This window comes from Georgenia muralis, assembly GCF_003814705.1.
Lineage (GTDB): Bacteria > Actinomycetota > Actinomycetes > Actinomycetales > Actinomycetaceae > Georgenia > Georgenia muralis.
Map to the genome: position 1 here is coordinate 193,445 of NZ_RKRA01000001.1, position 17,490 is coordinate 210,934.

A 17,490-nucleotide genomic window follows, 5' to 3' on the forward strand; every position below is an offset into this window, starting at 1 on the left:
TCAGCCCTGGCGCAGGCGGCGCAGCTCGGCGACGGCCTGGGGCACGACCTCGGTGAGGTCGCCGACCACGCCGAGGTCGGCGATCTCGAAGATCGGCGCCTCCGGGTCGTTGTTGACCACGACGATCGTCTCCGCGGTCTGCATGCCCGCGGTGTGGTGGATGGCACCGGAGACCCCGAGCCCGACGTACAGGCGCGGGGAGATCGTCACCCCCGTCTGGCCGACCTGGGCGGAGTGGTCGATCCAGCCCTCGTCGGTGGCCACCCGGGTGGCGCCGACGGCGCCGCCGATCTCGTCGGCGAGCTGCTCGACGAGGGAGAAGTCGCCCTCGACGCCGCGGCCACCGACGACGACGACCTTCGCCTCCCCCAGCGGCGCCCGGCTCCCGCCGGGGTGGGCGGTGCGCGAGACGACCCGGACGGCGCGCGCGACCGCGGAGAAGGTCACCGGGACGGCGGAGACGGTGGCCGGCCCGGGGACCGGGGCGTCGGCGGCCTCGACCGCGGTCGGCTTGACGGCCACCACGGGCAGCCCGCGACGCACCGCGCAGCTGGTCTCCCAGGTGCCCTGGAGCACCGAGCGGGAGGCGAGGAGGCGACCGCCGCCGTCCACCGAGACGGCGGTGGCGTCGACGACGGCACCGGAGCCGAGCGCGACCGCCAGGCGCGCGGCGACCTCCTTCCCGGCGAAGCTGGAGACGAGGAGCACCGCCTCGGGGCGCACCGCGGCGACGACGGCGAGGACGGCCTCGGCGGCCACCGGGGCGATCTCGGGGGCGAGGGGGCCCAGGTCGGGCACGTGCACGGTGGCCACGCCCAGGCGGGCGAGGGCGGTGGTGTCGGGCTCGGCGAGGGCGACGGCGTCGACGTCGCCGGTGGTCAGGCCCCGAGCGAGGGTGAGCACCTCCGCCGACGGCCCGGTCAGCGCGCCGCCCGCGTGGTCGACGACGACGAGGACGGTTCCGGTGAGCGTGGTCATGTCTCTTCCCTGCCTCAGACGAGCTTGTTCTCGACGAGGTACGCCGCGAGCTGCGTACCGGCGTCGCCGGAGTCGGTGATGACGCGGCCGGCCTCGCGCGGTGGGCGCGGCGCGGCGGAGACGACGACGGCCCCCGCCCCCGCGGTGCCCACCTCGGGGCCGCCGTCGGCCTCCGCGCCGGTGGAGGCCAGGGAGAGGTCGTCGAGGTCCCAGATGGCCACGGGCCGCTTCTTCGCCGCCATGATCGCCTTGAAGTTTGGGTAGCGCGGCTCGTTGGCCTGGTCGGTCACGGACAGCACCAGCGGCAGCTCGGCGGCGAGGACCTCGTCGGCGTCGCCGATGGTCCGGGTGACCGTCACGGTCCGGCCGTCGATCGCCACCCGCCCGGCGAGGGTGAGCTGGGGCAGCTCGAGCGAGGCCGCGAGCGCGGAGGGCAGCATCGCGGTGAGGCCGTCCATGGACGCCATGCCGGTGACGACGAGGTCGACCGGGGCCTCCTCCCCGACCTTGCGGACCGCGGCCGCGAGCACCCGGGCCGTCCCGACGACGTCGGACCCGGCGGCGCGCTCGTCGACGACGTGCACCCCGGAGGCGGCGCCCATCTGCAGCGCGCGGCGGACGGCGTCGACGGCGTCGTCGGGCCCCATGGTCAGGGCGACCACCTCGCCGCCGACGGCCTCGGCGAGCGCGAGCGCGGCCTCGACCGCGTTCTCGTCGAGCTCGTTGAGCACGTCGTCGTCTCCGCGCACCAGGTGCCCGGCGGCGTCGAGCGAGCGCTCGGCCTGCAGGTCGGGGACGTGCTTGACGCACACGACGATCCTCATGCCCCCCAGCCTGCCACCTGGTGCGCCGGTGCCGGCAATCGAGCCGCCCCGCACGGCAGCGGTGTGGTCGGCCTCACGCCCGGGGTGCGCTGAGGTTGAATGGGACCGTGAGTACCGCACGCCCCGCCGCCCGCCCGGCCCCCCGGCCGGCCACGAAGCCGCGGGCGACCGCTCCCGCACCGCCGCCCGCCCCGGCACCGCCGCCGGCCCCCGTGGAGGTCCGGCGCGCCGGTCACGCCGCCAACCCGCGCCGGCTCGGCGCCCACCTCGTCGGGGACGGCGTCGACGTCGCGGTCGTCGCCTCCCGAGCCCGCGAGGTCGAGCTGTGCCTGCTCGACCCGGCCAGCGACGGCACGTTCACCGAACGCCGCTACCTGCTCCGCGGCCCGGTGGCGGGGGTCTGGCACGGGCACGTCCCCGGGGTGGGACCGGGCCAGCGCTACGGCTTCCGCGTCCACGGGCACTGGGACCCCGCGACGGGGCTGCGGCACAACCCGGCCAAGCTCCAGCTCGACCCGTACGCCCGTGCGATCGACGGGGAGGTCGCCCTCGTCCCCCAGATCCACGACCACCTCGTCGGGCCCGACCTGGCCCCGCTCGACGGCGGGGCGAGCGCCGACCCGGCCGACTCGGCCCCCTACGTGCCCCACGGCGTCGTCGTCGACGACGCGTTCGACGGGCGCGTCCCGGGCCCCCGCGTGCCGTGGTCGCGCACCGTGCTGTACGAGGCGCACGTGCGCGGCCTGACGATGCGGCTGCCGGGACTGCCCGAGGAGCTCCGCGGCACCTACGCAGGCCTGGCCAACCCGGTGACGATCGCGCACCTGAAGTCCCTGGGCGTGACGACGATCGAGCTGCTGCCCATCCACGCGTCGATGTCCGAGCCCTTCCTCACGGCCAAGGGGCTGAGCAACTACTGGGGCTACAACACCCTGGCCTTCTTCGCCCCCGAGCCGCGCTACGCCACGCGGGCGGCCCGGGAGGCCGGCCCCCAGGCGGTGCTCGCCGAGGTCAAGGGCATGGTCGCCCTCCTGCACGCGGCGGGCCTGGAGGTCGTCCTCGACGTCGTGTACAACCACACCTGCGAGGGCGGCGCCCACGGGCCGTCGCTGAGCCTGCGCGGGCTGGACAACACCGGGTACTACCTCCACGACGGCGTCGCCCCGGCCCGGCTGGTCGACGTCACCGGGTGCGGCAACTCCCTGGACTTCCGCCGCACCCGGGTGGTCCAGCTCGCCCTGGACTCGCTGCGCTACTGGGTGGAGGAGGTCGACGTGGACGGCTTCCGTTTCGACCTGGCGGTGACGCTGGGCCGCAACGGCGGTGACTACACGCCCTACCACCCCTTCCTCGTCGCGATGGTCACGGACCCGGTGCTCTCCTCGGTCAAGCTCATCGCCGAGCCGTGGGACCTGGGGCCGGGCGGGTGGCGCACCGGGCAGTTCCCCGCGCCGATGGCGGACTGGAACGACAAGTTCCGCAACGCCGTGCGCACCTTCTGGCTCGCCGACGCCGGCGCGGCCTCCCACGGGCACACCGGTCACGACCTGCGCGAGCTGGCCACCCGCATGTCGGGCTCGGCCGACCTGTTCGGCCTGGGCGAGGTCCCCGGGGGGCGCGGTCCGCTCAGCTCGGTCAACTACGTCACCGCCCACGACGGCTTCACCCTGGCCGACCTCGTGGCCTACGACCACAAGCACAACGAGGCCAACCTCGAGGGCAACCACGACGGCACGAACGACAACCGGTCGTGGAACCACGGCGTGGAGGGCGCGGTGAAGGACTCCATCGCCGCGCCGATCCTGCCGCTGCGCCGGCGCTCGATGCGCAACCTCATGGGCACGCTCCTGCTCTCGGCGGGGACCCCGATGATCACCGCCGGGGACGAGTTCGGGCGCAGCCAGCACGGCAACAACAACGCCTACTGCCAGGACAACGAGATCTCCTGGGTGGGCTGGGAGCTCGCACCGTGGCGTCGGGACATGCTCGAGACCACCCAGTACCTCCTGCGGCTGCGGGCCGAGCACCCCGTCCTGCGGCCGACCCGCTTCGCCACCGGCCGGCCCGACCCCGGCGACGACGTCGCCGACCTCGCCTGGTTCGACGGCGCGGGCCTGGCGATGACGGCCCACCGGTGGCACGACGTCCACAACCGTGTCCTGCAGATGCTGCGCTCGGGCCGGCGCTCGGCCGACCGGGACGCCCTCGTCCTCATCAACGGCTCGCTCGACCAGCAGATGGTCACCCTCGCCGAGGGTCGTGGCGGGGACTACGAGCTCGTCTGGGACTCGGCGTGGGAGCGCCCGGAGTACCAGCGCACCACCTCCGACTCCGACCCCCTGAGCCTCATCGCCTCCCCCCACGAGGCGGTGGAGATGGAGTCGCTGAGCATGCGGCTGTACCTCTCGATGCCCTGAACGGCGGCGGCCGCCGCGACGGTAGGGTGGCCCGCGTGCCCGCACAGCCCCTGACGTCCGAGCCCCGACAGACCCCCGCCGACCAGGCCGGCAACGACCTGGCCGAGGCGACCACCGACGCCTCCCTCGAGCGCACCCGCCGGCGCAGCGAGGAGATCGAGGCCCAGATCGCCGCCGACCCGACCGGCTTCCGCGTCCTGACCGGGGACCGCCCCACCGGCAACCTCCACCTCGGCCACTACTTCGGCAGCCTCCTCAACCGGGTCCGCCTGCAGGACGCGGGCGTGGAGACGATGGTGCTGGTCGCCGACTACCAGGTCATCACCGACCGTGACGGCGTCGGGCCGATCCGCGAGCGGGTGCTCTCCCTGGTCGCGGACTACCTCGCGGTCGGCATCGACCCCGACCGCTCGACGATCTTCACCCACTCGGCCGTGCCGGCGCTCAACCAGCTCATGCTCCCCTTCCTCAGCGTCGTGACCGACGCCGAGCTCCGCCGCAACCCCACCGTGAAGTCGGAGATGGAGGCCACGGGCGACCGGCCGATGTCCGGCCTCATGCTCACCTACCCCGTGCACCAGGCGGCGGACATCCTCTTCTGCAAGGCCAACCTCGTGCCGGTCGGCAAGGACCAGCTCCCCCACCTCGAGCAGGCTCGCGTGGTGGCGCGGCGCTTCGACGAGCGCTACGGCCGCGCCGGGGACGCCCCGGTCTTCCCGCGGCCCGAGGCCCTGCTCTCCGAGGCGGCCTCGGTGCTCGGCACCGACGGGCAGAAGATGTCGAAGTCGCGCGGCAACGCCATCGAGCTCGGCATGGACGCCGACACCACGGCCCGCCTGCTCAAGCGGGCGGTCACCGACGCCGACCGGCACATCACCTACGACCCCGTCGGTCGCCCGGAGGTGTCCAACCTCGTCCAGCTCACCGCGATGGCGAGCGGCCGGGACCCCCACGACGTCGCCCGGGAGATCGGCGACGGCGGCGGCGCGGCGCTCAAGCGCGCCGCCACCGAGGCCGTCAACGAGATGCTCGCCCCGGTCCGGGCCCGGCGGGCCGAGCTCGTCGCCGACGAGGGACACCTCCTCGCCGTCCTGCGCGCGGGCAACGAGCGGGCGCGCGCCGTCGCGGACGCCACGCTCGACGAGGTCCGTGCGGCCATGCAGATGGTGTACTGACACCGGCCGCGGGCCCGCACCACCGCCGCGCCGGAACCACCGCACGACGGAACCACCGCACCACGGAACCACCGCACGACGCCGGACGGGCCCGTCCTCCGCGAGGAGGACGGGCCCGTCCGCATCCCGGGCGCCCCGTCACGGGCCGGCCGGGCCGGTGCGTCAGTGCTCGGCGCTGGTGACCAGGCTGAGCTCCGTGAAGGACGCCAGGTCGGGGTGGCTGGGCACGATCCGGGCGGTGTAGCCGAAGGGCCCGGCGAACTCCAGGGTGTAGGAGCCCGTGAAGGCGTGCCGGCCACCCTCCAGTGCCTCGGTGGGCTCGAGCGCGAAGACCCGGAACTCGGTGAGGTTGTCCTCCTCGTCCACGCGGCCGCCGACGACCTGGACCTGGACGTCGGCCGGTGAGAGCTCACCGAGGTGGGCGTAGACGGTGACGGAGACCGTGTCACCGACGTTGACGACGTCCGCGACGCCGGACGCCTCGACGTGATCGACCCGAACGCCGGGCCAGGCGGCCCGGACCCCGGCCTTCCAGTCCGCGAGCGCGGCAGCGCCGACGTACTGGTGCGCGCCGTCGAGCCGGCGCGAGGACACCGCGACGGGCGTGTAAAGGTTGCGCACGTAGTCCTGGACCATCCGGGTGGCCTGGACCTTCGGCCCGAGCGTGGCCAGGGTGTGGCGGACCATCTCCATCCAGTGCCGCGGGATCCCGTCGGCGTCGCGCTCGTAGAAGCGGGGCACGACGGTGTCCTCGAGCAGGGTGTACAGGGCGGCCGCCTCGAGCCGGTCGCGCTCGGCGGGGTCCTCGACGCCGTCGGCGGTGGGGATCGCCCAGCCGTTGCGCCCGTCGAACCACTCGTCCCACCAGCCGTCGAGGATGGAGAGGTTGAGCGCGCCGTTGAGGGCGCACTTCATCCCCGACGTGCCGGACGCCTCGAGCGGGCGCAGCGGGTTGTTCAGCCACACGTCGCAGCCGGGCATGAGGGACTGGGCCATGGCGATGTCGTAGTTCGGCAGGAACACGATCCGCTCGCGCACCCCGACCTGGTCGGCGAACTGGACGAGCTTCTGGATGAGGGTGACGCCGAGCTCGTCGTCGGGGTGGGACTTGCCGGCGACGATGATCTGGATCGGGCGCTCGGGGTCGGTGAGCAGGCGGGAGAGCCGCTCGGGGTCCGAGAGCATGAGCGTCAGGCGCTTGTAGGTGGGAACCCGTCGGGCGAAGCCGATGGTGAGGACGTCGGGGTCGAGGACGTCGTCGGTCCAGCCCAGCTCGGCCGGGGAGGCCCCGCGGTCGATCCACGACTTGCGCACGCGGCGCCGCGCCTCGGTGACGAGGTTGCTGCGCAGGGTGCGGCGCACCGCCCAGAGCTCGGCGTCGTCGACGCCGCCGGCGTCGGGGCCGAGCAGCCAGCCCTCGCCGGTCGCGAGCTGCTCGGGGGTGAGGTGGCGCTCGGCCATCTCGGCGAACGCCGGGTCGGTCCAGGTCGGGCCGTGGACGCCGTTGGTCACGGAGGTGATGGGCACCTCGCGGACGTCGAAGCCGGGCCAGAGCTGGTGGAACATGCCGCGCGAGACCCGCCCGTGGAGCTTGGCCACGCCGTTGGCGCGCTTGGCGGCCCGCAGGCCCATGACGGCCATGTTGTACACGCCCGGGTCACCGCCGTCGAAGTCCTCCGCGCCGAGCGCGAGGACCTTCTCCAGGGGGATGCCCGGGATCTCCGCGCCGCCACCGAAGTACTGCGCGACGAGGTCGGTGCTGTACCGGGAGATGCCCGCGGGCACCGGGGTGTGGGTGGTGAAGACGGTGCCGGCCTTGACGGCCTCGAGCGCGGCCTCGAACGTCAGGCCCTCGGCCTCGACGAGCTCGCGCACCCGCTCGACGGAGAGGAACCCGGCGTGGCCCTCGTTGCAGTGGTACACCTCGGGCCTCGGCGAGCCGGTGAGGCGGGAGTACAGGCGCACGGCCTTGACACCGCCCATGCCCAGGAGGAGCTCCTGGCGCAGGCGGTGGTCGGCGGAGCCGCCGTAGAGGCGGTCGGTGACCCGGCGGGCCTGCTCGTCGTTGTCGAGGATGTTGGAGTCGAGCAGGAGCAGCGGCACACGACCGACCTGGGCCAGCCACACCTGGGCGCTGAGGGTGCGACCACCAGGCATGTCGAGCGAGACGCGCGCGGGGGTGCCGTCCGGCTCGCGCAGGAGCGTCAGCGGCAGGTTGTCGGGGTCGAGCAGGGGGTAGGTCTCGTGCTGCCAGCCGTCACGGGTGAGGGACTGCTTGAAGTAGCCGGCGCCGTAGAGCAGGCCCACGCCCACGATCGGGACGCCGAGGTCGGAGGCGGACTTGAGGTGGTCGCCCGCGAGGATGCCCAGGCCGCCCGAGTACTGCGGCAGCACGGCGGTGATGCCGTACTCGGCGGAGAAGTACGCCACCGCGGCCGGCTTGTCGGCGTCGGCGTAGTCCCGCTGGTACCAGCGGGGCTCGCTGAGGTAACGGGCGAGGTCGGCGTCGAGCTCGCGGATCTGCGCGACCAGCGCGCGGTCGGCGGCGAGCTTCTCGAGACGCCTCGGGTCCAGCGCGCCGAGGAGCGCGACGGGGTCGCCGTGGACCTCCTCCCACAGCTGCGGGTCGAGGGAGGCGAACATCTCCCGGGTCGGCGTGTGCCAGGACCACCGCAGGTTCTGCGCGAGGGTGTCCAGGGGCTTCAGCGCCTCGGGCAGGACGGTGCGGACGGTGAATCGTCGGATGGCTCTCACGCGCGCCAGTGTAGGGGGAAATCACTGCAACGCTTGCACTGCGTTACATCCGGGGGCACGGTGGCGGCACCTCTGGGGGCGTCGGCGGGACACGTGCCGCGGATCCTCCCCTGGACCTGCCATCCGGGCCCGTCCTCGGTAGGTTCGGTCCGTGCACACCTCGAAGCCGCAGCAGCCCGCCCGACGTCGCTCCGACCGTCCCGCCGGCTCGCAGCCCGCCGCCCCCGCCGAGAGGGCGGGTGCACCCGGGGCCACCGAGACGCCGGCCTCCCCCGCCGCGGCGCAGGCACCCGCCTCCCCCGCCGAGCAGGCACCTGCCTCCCCCGCCGAGCAGGCACCCGACGTCGCCGACCCGCTCGCCCCGGTGCCCGCTCCCGTGCCGGCGCCGTTCGCCCCGGTCGGGCGCATCCCGGTGGTCGAGGTCTCCCCCGTCCTGGAGGACGGCCGGTGGCCGGCCAAGGCCACCGTGGGCGAGGCGTTCCCGGTCCGGGCGACCGTCTTCCGCGAGGGGCACGACGCGGTCGCGGCCACGGCGGTCCTCGTCGCGCCCGACGGCACGGACCACTCCTGGGCGGCGATGCGCGACGTCGCCCCGGGACTCGACCGCTACGAGGCCTGGCTGGTCCCCGACGCGCCCGGCGACTGGGGCTTCCGGGTCGAGGGCTGGTCCGACCCGTACGCCACCTGGGCCCACGACGCCACGATCAAGGTCGACGCCGGCGTCGACGTCGGCCTCATGATGACCGAGGGGGCGCTGGTGCTCGACCGGGCGGCCGAGGCCCCGGGCCTGGACGACGGCGCCCGGGCCGTCCTCACCGACGCCGTCGCCGCCCTGCGCGACGCGCGCCGGCCCCCCCAGGCGCGGATGGCGGCCGCGACGTCCCCCGACGTCCGCGCGGTGCTGGCCGCGCACCCCCTGCGGGAGATGGTCTCGGCGTCGGCCACCTACCCCGTCGTCGTGCACCGCGAGCGCGCCCTGTACGGGTCCTGGTACGAGATGTTCCCCCGGTCCGTCGGGGCGCACCTGGACAAGGAGACCGGCACCTGGACCTCGGGGACCCTGCGCACCGCCGCGCAGGACCTGCCGCGGATCGCCGGGATGGGGTTCGACGTCGTCTACCTCACCCCCGTCCACCCGATCGGCCTGACGAACCGCAAGGGCCGCAACAACACCCTTGGGGCGAACGAGCAGGACCCGGGCTCGCCGTACGGGATCGGCTCGTGGGAGGGCGGGCACGACGCCATCCACCCGGACCTGGGCACGTTCGAGGACTTCGACGCCTTCGTGGGCCGGGCACGGGAGCTGGGCATGGAGGTGGCCCTGGACATCGCCCTGCAGGCCTCCCCCGACCACCCGTGGGTGAGCGAGCACCCGGAGTGGTTCACCACGCGGGCGGACGGCTCGATCGCCTACGCCGAGAACCCCCCGAAGAAGTACCAGGACATCTATCCGCTGAACTTCGACAACGACCCCGAGGGCATCTACGTCGCGATCCGCGACGTGCTCGACCTGTGGGTGGAGCACGGGGTCACCGCGTTCCGCGTGGACAACCCGCACACCAAGCCGCTGAGCTTCTGGCAGCGCCTGCTCGCGGAGTTCCACGAGCGTCACCCCGAGGTGATCTTCCTCGCCGAGGCCTTCACCCGGCCGGCGATGATGCGCACGCTCGGTGCGATCGGCTTCCACCAGTCCTACACGTACTTCACCTGGCGGACCCGCAAGGAGGAGATCGGCGACTACCTGCTCGAGCTCGCCCGGGAGACCGACGCCCGCGTCCGGCCGAGCTTCTGGCCCACCACGCACGACATCCTCACGCCCTACATGCAGCAGGGCGGGGTCACCGCGTTCGCGATCCGGGCCGTCCTGGCGGCGACCGGCTCACCCACGTGGGGCATCTACTCCGGCTACGAGCTGGTCGAGCACGTCGCCCGGCCCGGTGCCGAGGAGCAGATCGACAACGAGAAGTACGAGTTCAAGGAGCGCGACTTCGCCCGCGCCGGCGACCACGGCATCGCGACGCTGCTCACCGCCCTCAACCGGCTGCGCCGGGCGCACCCCGCCCTGCAGCGGCTGCGCAACGTCACCGTCCACCCCACCAGCGACGACGGGATCCTGTGCTTCTCCAAGCACGTCCCCGCCGACCAGTCGCCCACCGGGACGGCGGACACGGTGGTCGTGGTCGTCAACCTCGACCCCTTCCTCACCCGCGAGGGCGTCCTCCACCTCGACCTCGCGGCCCTGGGCGTCACGCCGGGTGGCGAGCCCGGCGCCCCCGCGATGGCGGTCAGCGACGAGCTGAGCGGCCAGACGTACTACTGGGGACCCGACCCGTTCGTCCGGCTGGATCCGCACGCCCAGGTGGCCCACGTCCTGAGCGTGAGGCCGCTGTGACGGCGCAGACGGCCGCGGGTGCGGCTGCCCCCGCGCAGACCACCGTCCCCGCGCAGACCGTCCCCGCCCCCGAGGGCGCCCTGCCCGCCCCGGTCGAGCCGGTCGCGGCGCTGCAGGACGGGCACCGGCCCGGCCTCTCCGAGGACCCGGAGTGGTACCGCACGGCGGTGTTCTACGAGGTGCTCCTGCGCGCGTTCGCCGACTCGCGCGGCTCGGGCACGGGCGACCTGCGCGGGCTCATCGACCGCCTCGACTACATCCAGTGGCTCGGCGTGGACTGCCTGTGGCTCCCGCCGTTCTACCCCTCGCCGCTGCGCGACGGCGGGTACGACGTCTCGGACTACACCTCCGTGGCGGCCGAGTACGGCACCATCGAGGACTTCGAGGAGCTGATGCGCGAGGCCCACGCCCGCGGCATCCGCGTCATCGTCGACCTCGTCATGAACCACACGAGCGACCAGCACCCGTGGTTCCAGTCGTCGCGGTCCAACCCCGACGGGCCCTACGGCGACTTCTACGTCTGGTCCGACACCACCGAGCGCTACGAGGACGCCCGGATCATCTTCGTCGACACCGAGACGTCGAACTGGACGTTCGACCCGGTGCGCCGGCAGTACTTCTGGCACCGGTTCTTCTCCCACCAGCCCGACCTCAACTTCGAGAACCCCAGGGTCCGCGACGCGATGTTCGACGTCGTCCGCTTCTGGTGCCAGGTGGGGGTGGACGGGTTCCGGCTCGACGCCGTGCCCTACCTCTTCGAGGAGGAGGGGACGAACTGCGAGAACCTCCCCCGCACCCACGAGTTCCTCGCGGACCTGCGCGCCATGGTCGACGCCGAGTTCCCCGGCGTCGTCATGCTCGCCGAGGCCAACCAGTGGCCCGAGGACGTGGTGGAGTACTACGGGAGCGAGGAGCGGCCCGAGTGCCACATGTGCTTCCACTTCCCGGTCATGCCGCGTCTGTACTTCTCGCTGCGCGAGCAGCGGGCGAGCGCGATCCGGGACATCCTCGCCGACACCCCGCCCATCCCCGCAGGGGCGCAGTGGGGCACCTTCCTGCGCAACCACGACGAGCTGACGCTGGAGATGGTCTCCACCGAGGAGCGCGCCGCCATGTACGGCTGGTACGCCGAGGACCCCCGCATGCGGGCGAACGTCGGCATCCGGCGCCGGCTGGCGCCGCTGCTGGGGAACTCGCGGGCCGAGATCGAGCTCTCCCACGCGCTCCTGCTGTCCCTGCCCGGCTCGCCGTGCCTGTACTACGGCGACGAGATCGGCATGGGCGACAACATCTGGCTACCGGACCGTGACGCGGTGCGCACCCCCATGCAGTGGACCCCGGACCGCAACGCCGGCTTCTCCACCGCGGACCCGGGCAAGCTCTACCTGCCGGTCGTGCAGTCCCTCGTCAACCACTACGCGGCGGTCAACGTCGAGGCGCAGATCGCGCAGAAGACGTCGCTGCTGCACTGGGTCCGGGGCATCCTCGACGTGCGACGCCAGCATCCCGTGTTCGGCAACGGCGACTTCGTCCCGCTGCGGGTGGACAACGACGCGGTCCTGGCCTTCACCCGCTCGAACGGGCACGAGACGGTGCTCTGCGTGATGAACATGGCCAACACCGCCCGGTCGACGACCGTGCGCATGCCCGACCACGCTGGTCACCACCTCACCGACGTGTTCGGGGGCGCCCGCTTCCCGGCGGTGTCCGCCGACGGCACGGTCACCTTCACCCTGGGCTCGCGCGACTTCTTCTGGCTCGTCGTCACCCGCCCCGAGGAGGCGGTGAGCGCACCCATGGGCGGCCTGCCCGCGCACGTGCGCCCGGCGCCCGCCGAGGGCGAGGAGCACCACCGCACGGAGTCCTACCACGTCACCCCGGACGGCACCGGCCCCCGGGCCCCGGTCCTGCCGTCCGACCACCGGCCGCCCACGCCGCCGGCCGGGATGCCCGTGCTGACCGCGCCCGCGGCCGGCCACGGGCCCGCCGGGCCGCGACCCACCGACGCCGTCGCGCCGCCCGCCGGGGCCCGGGGCGCCGACCCCGCCGCGGCGGCGCCCCGGCTCTCCGACCCCAGCGCCGCGACCCCGGAGGGGACGGCATGAGCATCCTCGATGCCGAGGTCCTCGGCGCCCTCGGCACGTGGCTCGCCGGGCGGCGGTGGTACACCGGCAAGGGGCGCACGCCCCGCCTGACAGCGGTCTCCGGCCTGCGCCTGGACGAGCTGTCGCAGACGTGGCTGGTGCGCGACGACGCCGGCCCCGAGCCGGTGCTCTACCAGGTCCCGCTCACGCGCCACGGGGCACCGGTCGCCGGGCTCGAGGGCGCGCTCGTGGCCGCCGGGCCCGCCGGCTGGGTCTACGACGGCTGCCAGGACCCCGACGGCGCCGCAGCCCTCCTCCGGGCGATCACCCAGGAACGCCGCCTCGACCCGGTCGACGGCCGCGGGCTGGGCACCGGGCACCGCGCGGGACCGGCCCCGGTCCCCACCGGGTCGCGGGTGCTCACCGGCGAACAGTCCAACACCTCGGTCATCTACGACGTCGCCGACGGCGAGCCGGTCATCCTCAAGGTCTTCCGTGTCCTGCACCCCGGGTACAACCCCGACGTCGAGGTCCAGCAGGCGCTCGCCTCGGCCGGGTCCGCCCGGGTCCCCCGGCCGGTGGGCGACCTCGTCGGTCGCTGGCCGGTCCGCGACGCCGGCTCGCCCGGGGTGGTGACCGGCGCCGGCGCCGGCGAGACCCTGGTCGAGGGGCACCTGGCCCTGGCCCAGGAGTTCCTGCCCGGGGTCGAGGACGCGTGGCGCGTCGCGCTGCGCGCGGCCACCGAGGGCGAGGACTTCACCGACCGGGCCCGCGCCCTCGGCGAGGCCACCGCCGAGGTCCACGCGGTCCTCGCCCGGGTGCTGCCCACCCGCACGGCCGACGACGCCGCGCGGGCGGCCACGCTTCGCGGCTGGCAGGGCCGCCAGGGCGACGCCGTCGCCCACGTGCCGGCGCTCGCCGGCCGGGCCGAGGAGATCGGCGCCGTGCTGCGCGCCGGCGCGGGCGCACCGTGGCCGCGGCTGCAGCGTGTGCACGGCGACTACCACCTCGGGCAGGTCCTCGACGTCCCCGGCCGGGGCTGGGTCCTCCTGGACTTCGAGGGCGAGCCCCTGCGTCCCCTCGCCGAGCGCACGGAGCCGGACCTCCCCCAGCGCGACGTCGCCGGGATGCTGCGGTCGTTCGACTACGCCGCGGCCTCCGCCGCCGGCGCCCCGGCCGGCTGGGCCGGCGCCGCGCGCGAGGCGTTCCTCGACGGCTACGCCGCGGTCTCGGGCGGCGACCCCCGCGCCGGGGCCGAGCTGCTGCGCGCCCTGGAGCTCGACAAGGCGCTGTACGAGGCGGTCTACGAGGCGCGCAACCGACCCGACTGGCTGCCCATCCCGGTGGCGGGGATCGAGCGGATCCTCGCCGGGGCCGGCGGCACCTGACCCACCGACACACCCCCGCCGACCCCTCGGCCGCCGGGGCCACAAACCGCGCGAGCGGCCCCCTGATGGGAGAGAGTTGACCCATGGATCGTGAAACCAGACCCCCCGCCGCCCGACCGGTCGACGCCGGCGTCCTGCACGAGGTCGCGTACGGCGCCTACCACGACCCGCACTCGGTCCTCGGCGCCCACGTCGGGGACGGTGCGGTCACCGTGCGCACGGTGCGCCACCTGGCCGACGCCGTCGCCGTCGTCACCGCCCACGACGTGTACGAGGCCCACCACGAGCACGACGGCGTGTGGGTGGCCGTGCTGCCGGGGACGACGGTCCCGGACTACCGGATCCGGGTCACGTACGGCGCGACCACCACGACCGTGGACGACCCCTACCGCTACCTGCCCACCCTGGGCGAGCTCGACCAGCACCTCATCACCGAGGGCCGGCACGAGGAGCTGTGGAACGTCCTGGGCGCCCACGTGCGCCGTTACCCCGGCGAGCTCGGCGACGTCACCGGCGTGAGCTTCGCGGTGTGGGCGCCGAACGCCCGGGCCGTGCGCGTCGTCGGTGACTTCAACTCCTGGAACGGCGCCGGCACGGCGATGCGCTCCCTCGGCGGCTCGGGGATCTGGGAGCTGTTCGTGCCGGGGATCGGCGCCGGCGAGCGCTACAAGTTCGAGATCGGCTACCGCGACGGCTCCTGGCACCAGAAGGCCGACCCCATGGCCCGCTACGCCGAGGTGCCGCCCGCGACCGCGTCCGTGGTGACCGAGTCCTCGTACACCTGGTCCGACGACGCGTGGATGACCCGCCGCGCCACCACGAACCCCCACACCGGGCCCATGAGCGTGTACGAGGTGCACGCCGCCTCGTGGCGTCCGGGGCTGTCCTACCGTGAGCTCGCCGACGAGCTCATCGAGTACGTGACCACGCTGGGCTTCACCCACGTGGAGTTCATGCCCGTCGCCGAGCACCCCTTCGGCGGGTCGTGGGGCTACCAGGTCACCGGCTACTACGCCCCCACGTCCCGGCTGGGGACGCCGGACGACTTCCGCCACCTCGTCGACCGCCTCCACCAGGCCGGGATCGGCGTCATCGTGGACTGGGTGCCCGCCCACTTCCCCAAGGACGCGTGGGCCCTGGCCCGGTTCGACGGCACCGCCCTGTACGAGGACCCGGACCCGTTGCGCGGGGACCACCCCGACTGGGGCACCCACATCTTCAACTTCGGCCGGCGCGAGGTCCGCAACTTCCTCGTGGCCAACGCCCTGTACTGGCTCGAGGAGTTCCACGTCGACGGTCTGCGCGTCGACGCCGTCGCCTCGATGCTCTACCTCGACTACTCCCGTAAGCCCGGCGAGTGGCGGCCCAACGCCCGCGGCGGCCGGGAGAACCTCGAAGCCATCAGCTTCCTCCAGGAGACCACCGCCACGGCGTACAAGCGGGTCCCCGGCATCGTCATGATCGCCGAGGAGTCCACGGCCTGGCCCGGCGTCACGGCCGAGACCTCCCGCGGCGGGCTCGGGTTCGGCCTCAAGTGGAACATGGGGTGGATGAACGACACCCTGCGCTACGTCGCCGAGGAGCCGATCAACCGGCGCTACCACCACGGCGAGCTGACGTTCTCCCTCGTCTACGCCTTCTCCGAGCAGTTCGTCCTGCCGATCAGCCACGACGAGGTCGTCCACGGCAAGGGGTCGCTCCTGTCGAAGATGCCGGGCGACTACTGGCAGCAGCTGGCCAACGTCCGGGCGCTGCTGTCCTACCAGTGGGCGCACCCCGGCAAGCAGCTGCTCTTCATGGGCCAGGAGTTCGCCCAGGGCGCCGAGTGGGACGAGAGCCGCGGCCTGGACTGGTGGCACATGGACGTCCCCCAGCACCAGGGGGTCGCCCGGCTCGTGGCGAGGCTCAACGAGGTCTACCGCGCGCACCCGGCGATGTGGTCGGAGGACTTCTCGCACCGCGGCTTCGAGTGGATCGAGAGCACCGATGGGGACCACAACCTCATCTCCTTCGTCCGTCGAAGCGCCGACGGCGAGGACCTCGTGGTCTGCATCATCAACTTCGCGGGCACACCGCACGAGGGGTTCCGCACCGGGCTGCCGCACGGCGGCGACTGGGTGGAGGTCCTCAACTCCGACGACCAGTCCTACGGCGGCTCCGGCGTCCTCAACCCAAGCACCCTGCAGGCCGAGGAGGTCAGCTGGAACGGTCGGCAGCACTCGGTCGCGCTGCGCGTGCCGCCGCTCGGGGCGGTCTGGCTGGTCCCGGCCGGCCGCTGACGAGAACGGCCGTCGGAGCGTCACAGGGCCGGCCCTCGCGCCACAACGTCACAGGGCCGGCCCGCACGGCAGCAACAGCGTCACAGGGCCCGCCCTCGCGCCACAACGTCACAGGGCCGGCCCGCACGCACCCGATGTGACCCTCCTCCGGCGTCGCCCCGCGCTGACCGTCCCCGGACACGACGAAGGGCCCGGATGCTCCGGGCCCTTCGTCCGTCGTGATCAGTACAGCGCGCTCGCCAGGTTGCGGCGGGCAGGGGCGACCTCCGGGTGCCCCGGGCCGGCGATCTCGAAGAGGTCGACCAGTCGCTGTCTCACGCGCTCCCGGTCGTCCCCGGCGGTGACGCGCACGGAGGCGAGGAGCCTCGCGAACGCCGCGCCGAAGTCGCCGACGGCCGCCTCCACGTCCGCCGCGGTGAGCGCCGCGTCGACGTCGCGGGGCCCGCCGGCGTCCGCCGCGGCGAGCGCCTGCGCCGCGTCAGCCGCGTCCGCCCGCTGGAGCAGCTGGACCTGCAGCATCGCCGCGTGCGCCTCCGCGTCACCCGGGTTCTCCTTCAGCGCCCGTCGGTAGGCGTCCTCCGCGGCGGCCAGGTCGCCGCGCTCCAGGGCCTCCATCGCCTCCGCGTGCAGCGGCGGCAGCGGTGGCTCCTCCGGCTCCGGGAGCGGCTCCTCCTCGCCGGCCATCACACCGGTCACGCCGTTCTCGGCGGCGAGCCGCAGGACCTCGTCGAGGACCTGGCGAAGCTGCTCGGCGGGGTAGAGACCCTGGAACAGCGGGATGGGCTGGCCGGCGACGACGGCCGCCACGGTGGGGACCGACTGGACCTGCAGCGCCGCCGCGATCTGCGGGGCCGTGTCGACGTCGGCCTTCGCCAGCTGGAAGCGCCCGGCGTACTCGCGGGCGAGGCCCTCGAGGACCTCCGTGAGCTGTGCGCTCGCCGCAGACCGCGGCGACCACAGCTCGAGCACCACCGGGACCTGCGAGGAGAGCTGGACGAGGGCGCCGAACGTCTGCTCGGTCACGTCGGTGACCAGTGGCCCGGGGACTGTCGCGCCGGGAGCGCCCGGGGCGGGGGCGCCGGGAGCGGAACCCGGCGCACCGCCGGGTGAGGGGGCGCGGAGCGTGGACAGGTCCACGGCACCGGCGAGGTTCATCCGCGGCATGGGCTGGCTCATGGGTGGTTCCTTCGTTCGTCTGT

Annotated in this window: 10 protein-coding genes; 6 read left to right on the forward strand and 4 right to left on the reverse strand. The window is 73.9% G+C overall.

Features of this window, described 5'->3' with window-relative positions:
* Together EDD32_RS00865 and EDD32_RS00870 are read right to left on the reverse strand one after the other, a co-directional pair.
* Positions 1-978 carry an electron transfer flavoprotein subunit alpha/FixB family protein gene (locus EDD32_RS00865; RefSeq protein ID WP_123913782.1) on the reverse strand — a complete coding sequence of 326 codons (978 nt, stop codon included), beginning with the start codon at positions 976-978 and terminating at the stop codon, positions 1-3.
* 14 nt (positions 979-992) lie between these two features.
* The gene (locus EDD32_RS00870) at positions 993-1,802 is read right to left on the reverse strand and encodes an electron transfer flavoprotein subunit beta/FixA family protein (protein ID WP_123913785.1); all 810 of its coding nucleotides are present in this window, start codon (positions 1,800-1,802) and stop codon (positions 993-995) included.
* A 212-nt stretch (positions 1,803-2,014) separates the two neighbouring features.
* Here EDD32_RS00870 and glgX point away from each other — a divergent pair, with 212 nt between their 5' ends.
* Together glgX and trpS are read left to right on the forward strand one after the other, a co-directional pair.
* On the forward strand, positions 2,015-4,219 hold the full coding sequence (glgX, locus tag EDD32_RS00875) for a glycogen debranching protein (protein ID WP_484103610.1): 2,205 nt from the start codon (positions 2,015-2,017) through the stop codon (positions 4,217-4,219).
* Between the two features lie 50 nt (positions 4,220-4,269).
* On the forward strand, positions 4,270-5,394 hold the full coding sequence (gene trpS, locus EDD32_RS00880; RefSeq protein WP_123920018.1) for a tryptophan--tRNA ligase: 1,125 nt from the start codon (positions 4,270-4,272) through the stop codon (positions 5,392-5,394).
* A gap of 162 nt (positions 5,395-5,556) precedes the next feature.
* Here trpS and glgP read toward each other — a convergent pair whose 3' ends face one another.
* The gene (gene glgP / locus EDD32_RS00885; RefSeq protein ID WP_123913789.1) at positions 5,557-8,148 is read right to left on the reverse strand and encodes an alpha-glucan family phosphorylase; all 2,592 of its coding nucleotides are present in this window, start codon (positions 8,146-8,148) and stop codon (positions 5,557-5,559) included.
* Between the two features lie 364 nt (positions 8,149-8,512).
* On the opposite strand from glgP, the gene EDD32_RS00890 reads away from it, so the two are divergent.
* From EDD32_RS00890 to glgB, 4 genes are all read left to right on the forward strand, one after another.
* Positions 8,513-10,540, forward strand: a complete 2,028-nt coding sequence (locus EDD32_RS00890) for an alpha-1,4-glucan--maltose-1-phosphate maltosyltransferase (protein ID WP_246006227.1) — start codon at positions 8,513-8,515, stop codon at positions 10,538-10,540.
* Between the two features lie 80 nt (positions 10,541-10,620).
* The gene (gene treS / locus EDD32_RS00895; protein ID WP_484103611.1) at positions 10,621-12,645 is read left to right on the forward strand and encodes a maltose alpha-D-glucosyltransferase; all 2,025 of its coding nucleotides are present in this window, start codon (positions 10,621-10,623) and stop codon (positions 12,643-12,645) included.
* On the forward strand, positions 12,642-14,012 hold the full coding sequence (locus EDD32_RS00900; RefSeq protein WP_123913793.1) for a maltokinase N-terminal cap-like domain-containing protein: 1,371 nt from the start codon (positions 12,642-12,644) through the stop codon (positions 14,010-14,012). Before treS ends, EDD32_RS00900 begins: the two co-directional genes overlap by 4 nt.
* A gap of 83 nt (positions 14,013-14,095) precedes the next feature.
* Positions 14,096-16,291, forward strand: coding sequence for a 1,4-alpha-glucan branching protein GlgB (glgB, locus tag EDD32_RS00905; protein WP_123913795.1), 2,196 nt, complete (start codon positions 14,096-14,098; stop codon positions 16,289-16,291).
* A 222-nt stretch (positions 16,292-16,513) separates the two neighbouring features.
* Here glgB and EDD32_RS00910 read toward each other — a convergent pair whose 3' ends face one another.
* A complete protein-coding gene (locus tag EDD32_RS00910) occupies positions 16,514-17,467 on the reverse strand; it encodes a tetratricopeptide repeat protein (RefSeq protein WP_211338681.1) in 954 nt (317 codons plus the stop codon).
* Between the last annotated feature and the right edge of the window lie 23 nt (positions 17,468-17,490).